This window comes from Fischerella thermalis PCC 7521 (assembly GCF_000317225.1).
In the GTDB taxonomy this organism is placed as follows: Bacteria; Cyanobacteriota; Cyanobacteriia; order Cyanobacteriales; family Nostocaceae; genus Fischerella; species Fischerella thermalis.
The window spans coordinates 1-6,937 of record NZ_AJLL01000040.1 but is presented as its reverse complement, the minus strand read 5'-3'; the positions used below and the strand labels follow the sequence as shown (position 1 = coordinate 6,937).

5 protein-coding genes and 1 pseudogene are annotated in these 6,937 nt (G+C 39.1%); 2 read left to right on the top strand and 4 right to left on the bottom strand.

Annotated elements, in window-relative coordinates; all coding sequences use genetic code 11:
- Positions 1 to 977: 977 nt before the first annotated feature.
- Complete coding sequence (gene uvrC, locus UYK_RS0110070; protein ID WP_009455753.1) at positions 978 to 2,882, top strand: excinuclease ABC subunit UvrC; 1,905 nt, start codon at positions 978 to 980, stop codon at positions 2,880 to 2,882.
- A gap of 1,158 nt (positions 2,883 to 4,040) precedes the next feature.
- Positions 4,041 to 4,220 (top strand): replication restart DNA helicase PriA, encoded by a 180-nt coding sequence (locus tag UYK_RS24965; RefSeq protein ID WP_071588114.1) that lies wholly within the window; start codon positions 4,041 to 4,043, stop codon positions 4,218 to 4,220.
- 84 nt (positions 4,221 to 4,304) lie between these two features.
- On the opposite strand, the gene rlmN is transcribed toward UYK_RS24965, so the two are convergent.
- From rlmN to UYK_RS24135, 4 genes and pseudogenes are all read right to left on the bottom strand, one after another.
- On the bottom strand, positions 4,305 to 5,369 hold the full coding sequence (gene rlmN, locus UYK_RS0110060; RefSeq protein ID WP_009455755.1) for a dual-specificity RNA methyltransferase RlmN: 1,065 nt from the start codon (positions 5,367 to 5,369) through the stop codon (positions 4,305 to 4,307).
- A 373-nt stretch (positions 5,370 to 5,742) separates the two neighbouring features.
- Positions 5,743 to 6,096 (bottom strand): phenylpyruvate tautomerase MIF-related protein, encoded by a 354-nt coding sequence (locus UYK_RS0110055; protein ID WP_009455764.1) that lies wholly within the window; start codon positions 6,094 to 6,096, stop codon positions 5,743 to 5,745.
- A gap of 78 nt (positions 6,097 to 6,174) precedes the next feature.
- Positions 6,175 to 6,654, bottom strand: a complete 480-nt coding sequence (locus UYK_RS0110050) for a flavin reductase family protein (protein WP_016871346.1) — start codon at positions 6,652 to 6,654, stop codon at positions 6,175 to 6,177.
- A gap of 65 nt (positions 6,655 to 6,719) precedes the next feature.
- Positions 6,720 to 6,937, bottom strand: a pseudogene (locus tag UYK_RS24135) (precorrin-4 C(11)-methyltransferase); the annotation flags it as partial.

Genomic DNA, 6,937 nt, shown 5'->3' with positions numbered 1-6,937 from the left:
AAAATACAACAAATCAAGAATTAAGGTTAAAAATTCACTACGTCTATGGAGTTATCTCGTTATCGTCTATTGATATGGCTGGAGCAACAAGGAAATAAAGCTTCTCATTACGAGCTTTTTACCTTGTTCAAACAGCATAACTATTTCATTTCGCTGCACTGATTTCCACCTAGAAGTGCATACTTTAGATAATATAAATTCTAGTTTAATTGGAGATTTTAAAAATCCGTTAATTTGCTTAATATTTTGTGAAATAACAGTATATAAAATATTTCATCTGAAAAGTTTTAGATAATTATAACTTTATAAAAAATCTAAAAAAATCAAGTTTTCTATAAAAAATCATAAATCACATCTACCAATAGACTCATATTGCTACAGTACTCAACCGCGAGATACCCGAGTTTTTTTAAAACTCGAGGATCTGGCTTCTCCCAACCCCTCAAAACTGATGTAGTCGAGTAATAGAGTAGAAGTTGAAAACCCTTCTAAAAAGATTTAGTCTAGTAAATAACATCGAAAACTCTAATTTATGGTTGAAAGAAAACAGCAGTATATAAAAATCAAAATCTGCAAATTATCAAATTAATATAAAAATTTTAAGCAATCAAGAAACTTTTTTATAATTGCAAGTCTTATATAAAGATTCAAGTGTTTGAGAGAGTGAGAACTAGCGGTAACGCATCCTCTAGACTAACATAGCTAATTTTGTGAATAAATCTCTTCTTCTATACTCTGTGTTCTCTACGGCTCTGTGGTTTATTGATGCACTATCTTAACGCGTCACGCTAATACTTAAGCTTTACTTTATAAAGTACTGTGAAAAATCAGTTTTTACTTTTACTGTATCTGTCACTACTTACTACTTAACAACTCACTGAAATCCCATGAGAAGTAAAGCATAACATCCACAGCTAAAAATAGTAATTTTACTTAAAATAAATATAGGTAAATTGTAAAGTTACCAATCTCTGGTTGTGACAACATCAGCTCAAACACCACCACTCATCAAAGATCCGCAACGCCTAGAAAATCGTCTAGCCGAAATTCCACAAGAACCAGGAGTTTATTTGATGCGAGACGGAAGCGATCGCATCATATATGTAGGGAAATCACGAAAACTGCGATCGCGTGTTCGTTCCTATTTTCGGGAATCACAAAAACTTACCGAACGTATTGCCACAATGGTAAGGCAGGTGACAGAAATTGAATTTATCGTCACCGATACTGAAGCTGAAGCCTTGGCACTAGAAGCTAACCTGATCAAGCAACACCTGCCATACTTCAACGTACTACTGAAAGACGATAAAAAGTATCCCTACGTTTGCATCACTTGGTCAGAAGACTACCCACGTATTTATATCACCCGCAAGCGCCAACTCAGTAACCAAAAAGATAAATATTATGGTCCTTATACAGATTCTCACTTACTGCGGGAAATTTTGCGCCTCTGCAAACGGATATTTCCCTTGCGTCAACGTCCCCAACCACTATTTAAAGATCGTCCTTGCTTAAATTTTGACTTAGGACGCTGTCCGGGTGTGTGTCAGTCGCTGATTTCCCCAGAAGAATACCGCAAAATTGTGCAAAAAGTGGCGATGGTGTTCCAAGGAAGAAGCAGTGAACTCATCGACATCCTCACAGAACAAATGCACAAGCAAGCAGAATTGTTGAACTTTGAAGCTGCGGCGCGATTTCGTGATCAAATTAACGGCTTAAAGTCTCTGAGTGCGGAGCAAAAAGTATCCTTACCAGATGATACTGTTTCCCGTGATGCGATCGCTCTGGCAGCTGACGCCCAGCACGCCTGCATTCAATTATTCCAAATTCGTGCCGGAAAATTAGTTGGACGTTTAGCTTTCGTCGCAGAAGTACCCACCCTTTCCTCTCCCTCAAAGGAAGGGGGATTGATGGGAGCAATTTTACAACGCGTCTTGGAAGAACACTACCAAACAGCCGAAGCGGTGGAAATTCCCACAGAAATTTTAGTGCAATACGAGTTGCCAGAACCGGATATTTTGGCAGATGTGCTGACACAGCGTAAAGGTAGAAAGGTGACGATTCTAGCTCCCCAACGCCAGACTAAGGCAGAATTAATTGAGATGGTAGAGCGGAATGCTCAATACGAATTGCAAAGAATGCAAAAATTGAGCGATCGCAACCAACAGGCGATGGAAGATTTAGCTGCTATCCTCGACTTACCCGAATTACCCCACCGCATCGAAGGTTACGATATTTCCCATATCCAAGGTTCAAATGCGGTAGCTTCTCAAGTGGTATTTATTGATGGTTTACCTGCAAAACAGCACTACCGTCATTACAAAATTAAAAATCCCACAGTTACTGTTGGACACTCGGATGATTTTGCGAGTTTAGCCGAAGTTATAGGACGTCGCTTTCGCAAGTATGCTGAAGATCCGCAACTACAAAGGACTGGGAATTCAGACTGGCCTGATTTAATCATGATTGATGGGGGCAAAGGTCAGTTATCATCGGTTGTAGCAGTCTTGCAAGAAATGAATTTATTGGAAGACTTGCGTGTAATTAGTTTGGCGAAAAAGCGAGAAGAAATCTTTTTACCGGGAGAGTCTGAACCACTTACTACCGATGCGGAACAACCAGGAGTACAGCTTTTGCGACGGTTGCGAGACGAGGCGCATCGATTTGCTGTTAGTTTTCATCGTCAACAACGCAGTGATAAATTGAAGCGATCGCGTTTAGATGAAATTCCTGGTTTAGGACACCATCGCCAGAAACAACTTTTAGGACATTTTCGTTCTGTTGATTATATTCGGCAAGCTACACCGACACAACTAGCTGAGGTTCCCGGAATCGGTCCACGCTTAGCACAAGAAATCTATGATTATTTTCATCCCTCTTGAGGTGTAGATTCTTAAAAAACCTTCGCCTACTTTGCGTCTAATGCGGTTTATGACTTCATCCCTGTCGCCAAATGTATCAGATGTGCGGTGCGAGCGTCAGCACATATCTCAAATCGGACGTTGCTGTATTTGGTCATCAATTATGTTTGCATAGATTTTTCTGGTTTGATGCCAAATCTTTGACCAGACTTAGCATTGCTACCTCTGGTCTTTTTCGGAGATCATATCTGCGGCTAATGCTAATTCCTTTTTGGTACTAAGTAGGCATCAAGTCTCAGAAGTTGAAGACTAAATTTTGGTCCTGGGCAAGTATTGTCTTGCTTTGTATTTGCTAAAGATTCTTCATGCTCTTTTTCTCATATTTTCGGCAATACCAGCAAATCCAATAAGCAAGGACTGTTGAGAAAATAAGAAATGACGGGTAATTGACAATTGGGTTCCCCAATTGTCCATTACCCATTACTCATTACCCATTACCCATTACTAATCATTAGATTAGCAAACTTGGCAATGATGTTCATCTATATAATCGAAATATTTCCTTAAATTTTCTCATGGAAGTTTAATCACAACTCCCTTCGCAACAAAAAATAGGCGATAGCTAAAAATTAACACTTTGTTACTAGAACTAATAAAATCATGTCTGACTAATTGCTCACCATACAAAACTTGGGCATTGGACATGGTTAAAAAATAACCAATTACCAATTACCAATTACCGACCCCAACGGATAATATTAAGTGTTCAAGCGGATATGATATTAGTGTCAGATAGATAATTCACAGTTAAGCGCGGACTGGCTTAATTATTCAAATTTTTATTTCTCTTCCCTTTATCCAAGTTTTCACTGAGCATATAAGAAATGTCACTACCATAAAGCTATAGTTTTCAATCTATAACACACAGGGATCACTGTATCTATAAGAAGCTAGAAAATAAAAATAACTTTTATATCCAAAGTAGGATGGTTATAGAGTATAAATATTAAGATAATAAAAAAAATATCAAATATCAAACTTTTATAGATTAGCTTGATATTGAGCGCAAAAAGAAAAATTTGATTTTTGTCAAAAATGTAAAACTAAAAAATTAGTGAATTTGATATAGACACAGCTTTTACAAACAACAAAGTTATGAGTATAGCCAGGGGTTTTCAAATGCAGACAGTACAAAAAATTCACTGTCCAAACTGTGGCAGTGAAGGTGAAAGACATTATATTTCGGATAGCCAATTAACGCGGACGCAATGCCAAAACTGCGACTACTTAATGGTATGTTGCACCCTTACAGGGAAAGTAATTGAAGCTTATGCCCCTGGAATTTATGCACGTCGGTAATTAAGTAAGTGGTTGTTGGTTGGTTGTTGTTTGTTGTTTGGAACAAGCAACCATCAACCATCAACTATCAACCACCAACCAAAACTACTCCTTATTTGCCCGTAATTGTCCGCAAGCAGCATCTGCTTCTAAACCACGAGAGTAGCGTACACTAACGGCGATATGATGTTGTTTGAGGACTTTGACAAAGGCTTGAATACGATCGCGATTAGGGCGCTGGTAGTCAACTTCAAAAATCGGGTTGTAGGGGATTAGATTGACATGACTTTGGAATCCCCGCAGTCTTTTTGCTAACTCAGCAGCGTGTTCTGGCAAATCGTTAACACCAGCAAGCAGAATATATTCAAAAGATACTCGCCGCCCTGTGATATCGACATACTCCCGACATTCGGTGAGTAAATCGTCTATTTTGTAGGGACGGGCGCTAGGAATGAGTTTTTCCCGCAGTGTTTGATTAGGTGCGTGTAGACTCACCGCCAAAGTAACTTGCAGTTGATTTTGGGCAAACTGACGGATGCGATCGCGAATTCCCACAGTCGAAACAGTGATGTTACGCTGTCCAATTCCCACATCTTGATTTAGAGATTGGATCGCAGCCAGGACATTATCTGTATTTAGCAAGGGTTCACCCATACCCATAAATACAATATTGCTAACCCGTTGCTGAAAATCTTCTTGAACAGTCAGCACTTGATCAACAATTTCATGACGTGCCAAATTGCGCTTGTAACCACCTTTACCAGTAGCACAGAAATCACACGCCATCGGGCAACCCACTTGCGTAGAAACACAAACCGTCAGACGCTTTTCTGTAGGAATACCGACAGTCTCAATAATAAAGCCATCGGCAAGTTTTAAAAGATACTTAACAGTGCCATCAGGGGCAACCGAACGGTAATGTATAGTAGAACGCCCTATGGGAATTTCTGCAACTTCTGCACGCCATTGTTTAGGGAACACAGAAATATCAGCAAGCGATCGTACTCCCTTGTTATAAATCCAATCATGCAGCTGCTTACCTCGATAACCTGGTTGTCCCTGTTGCTGCACCCAAGCAGTTAACTCCGTTACAGAGGCACCCAGCAACGGAGGAATAGTTATTTTTCGAGTGGGTGACTCAACCTGAGACAAAACAGACGTAGCAGACATAATTAATTACAATTTGACGCTGGCATATCTATGCTATCTCAAGCTGAAAGTTGAAAGTAAGTAACTAGCGTCAAGTAGCGAACTTATAAAGATAAAAACCGAGTTTTGGAGAAATAACTTGAAAAACCCGGTTCATTTAACATCTTGTAGCAATTTCAATTAGCTCAAAATCCCGCTCGAAAATAAATTTTGGGCTAATATCTGAATTTTACTAAAGTAGACTCATCCAATTACTCAGTCATCTTTAGATGACTTTTGCTATTAGCCTTCGATTTGAATCGCAGGCGATTATAGATAATTCTGCAAGTTTTCAGGGGGAAATTTCTTTCAAATGTGGTAGCACATTGAACACAAATCAGCAGATAAGAAAAAACTAGCCAAAAGTTGTACTATTCCAGCCCCACATATAGCCTTTGGCATCGTTAAATTCAATGTAAATGCGATTTTTAGGTACACCAAGCGCCTGATTAATTTCTTGACAAAAATCTTGACTCATCGCTTGGGTTTGCTCTGGTTTCATTGTACCCACACTTTTAATTTCTATGTAGCACACTGGATCTGTATTACCAGCAAATGTCATCGGAATTCCTGATTCAAAAGCTGTCATCACATAAGATTCTGGTTTGCCAGTGTGCTTAGCTAACTTTACTGAGAGATTTTTGAGCATAGCTTCAATTTCTGCTTTTTCAGATGCAGAGACAGAAGTTTGAACTTTGATCAAAGGCATAACACAAATTTTTTAGTTGATTGTTAATTGTTGATTGTTGGTTGTTGATTTTTTCTATAAACCACTAACCACTAACTACTAACCACCATACTGCCAACCAGTGGTTTCCAGTCGTAGCTGTTTACCTTCGCGGTGAACACCAGCAGCTATCACTTCACCCACAAATACAGTGTGATCACCCTTCATCACTGCATCGACAACTTGACACTCAACATATCCCAAAGAATCAGAAATAATCGGACAACCTGTTTCGCCGAGATAAAATTCTACATCTTCAAATTTATTGCCAACGCGACGCATTTGCTTGAAGAACTTTTGTGCCATGTCTTTTTGTCCTTCTTCCAAGAAGCTAATGGCAAATACTCCACTGTTTTTTATCATGTGATGAAAAATCGAATTTTGATTTACACAATTTACAATCAAGGGGGGTTTAAATGAAGCCTGCATTAACCAGCTAGCTGTGAAACCGTTAATTTCTTCTCCATCTTTAACACCACAGATGTAGAGTCCGTGGGGTATTTTCAACAGCATCGTTTTTTTTGCCTGTTCATCAAGCATGAGTTAATCTACCTAATATTTTTCTACATTGCTAAGTGTAACGAACAGGAGGAACTGTAGTACAGTTATTCTTTGGGACGAAATAGATGAGTATGTTCAGGATGATATAGGCGCGATCGCCCGATACTTTCTTTGAGTGCAGGGCTGATTACATAAAGTGTGGTACGAGTCAAGTTTTCTTGATGAGTACAATTAGCCATTTTGTCAAGGCTAACTATCAAAATCTTCTCATCAGCCCAGCCCAGACGATAACAAATAGCCACAGGTGTGTCAGGTGAGTAAT

Coding starts and splice junctions, on each gene's coding strand:
- UYK_RS24965 (WP_071588114.1), top strand. CDS start 4,041: ATGCAGACAGTACAAAAAATTCACTGTCCAAACTGTGGCAGTGAAGGT.
- rlmN (WP_009455755.1), bottom strand. CDS start 5,369: ATGTCTGCTACGTCTGTTTTGTCTCAGGTTGAGTCACCCACTCGAAAA.
- UYK_RS0110055 (WP_009455764.1), bottom strand. CDS start 6,096: ATGCCTTTGATCAAAGTTCAAACTTCTGTCTCTGCATCTGAAAAAGCA.
- UYK_RS0110050 (WP_016871346.1), bottom strand. CDS start 6,654: ATGCTTGATGAACAGGCAAAAAAAACGATGCTGTTGAAAATACCCCAC.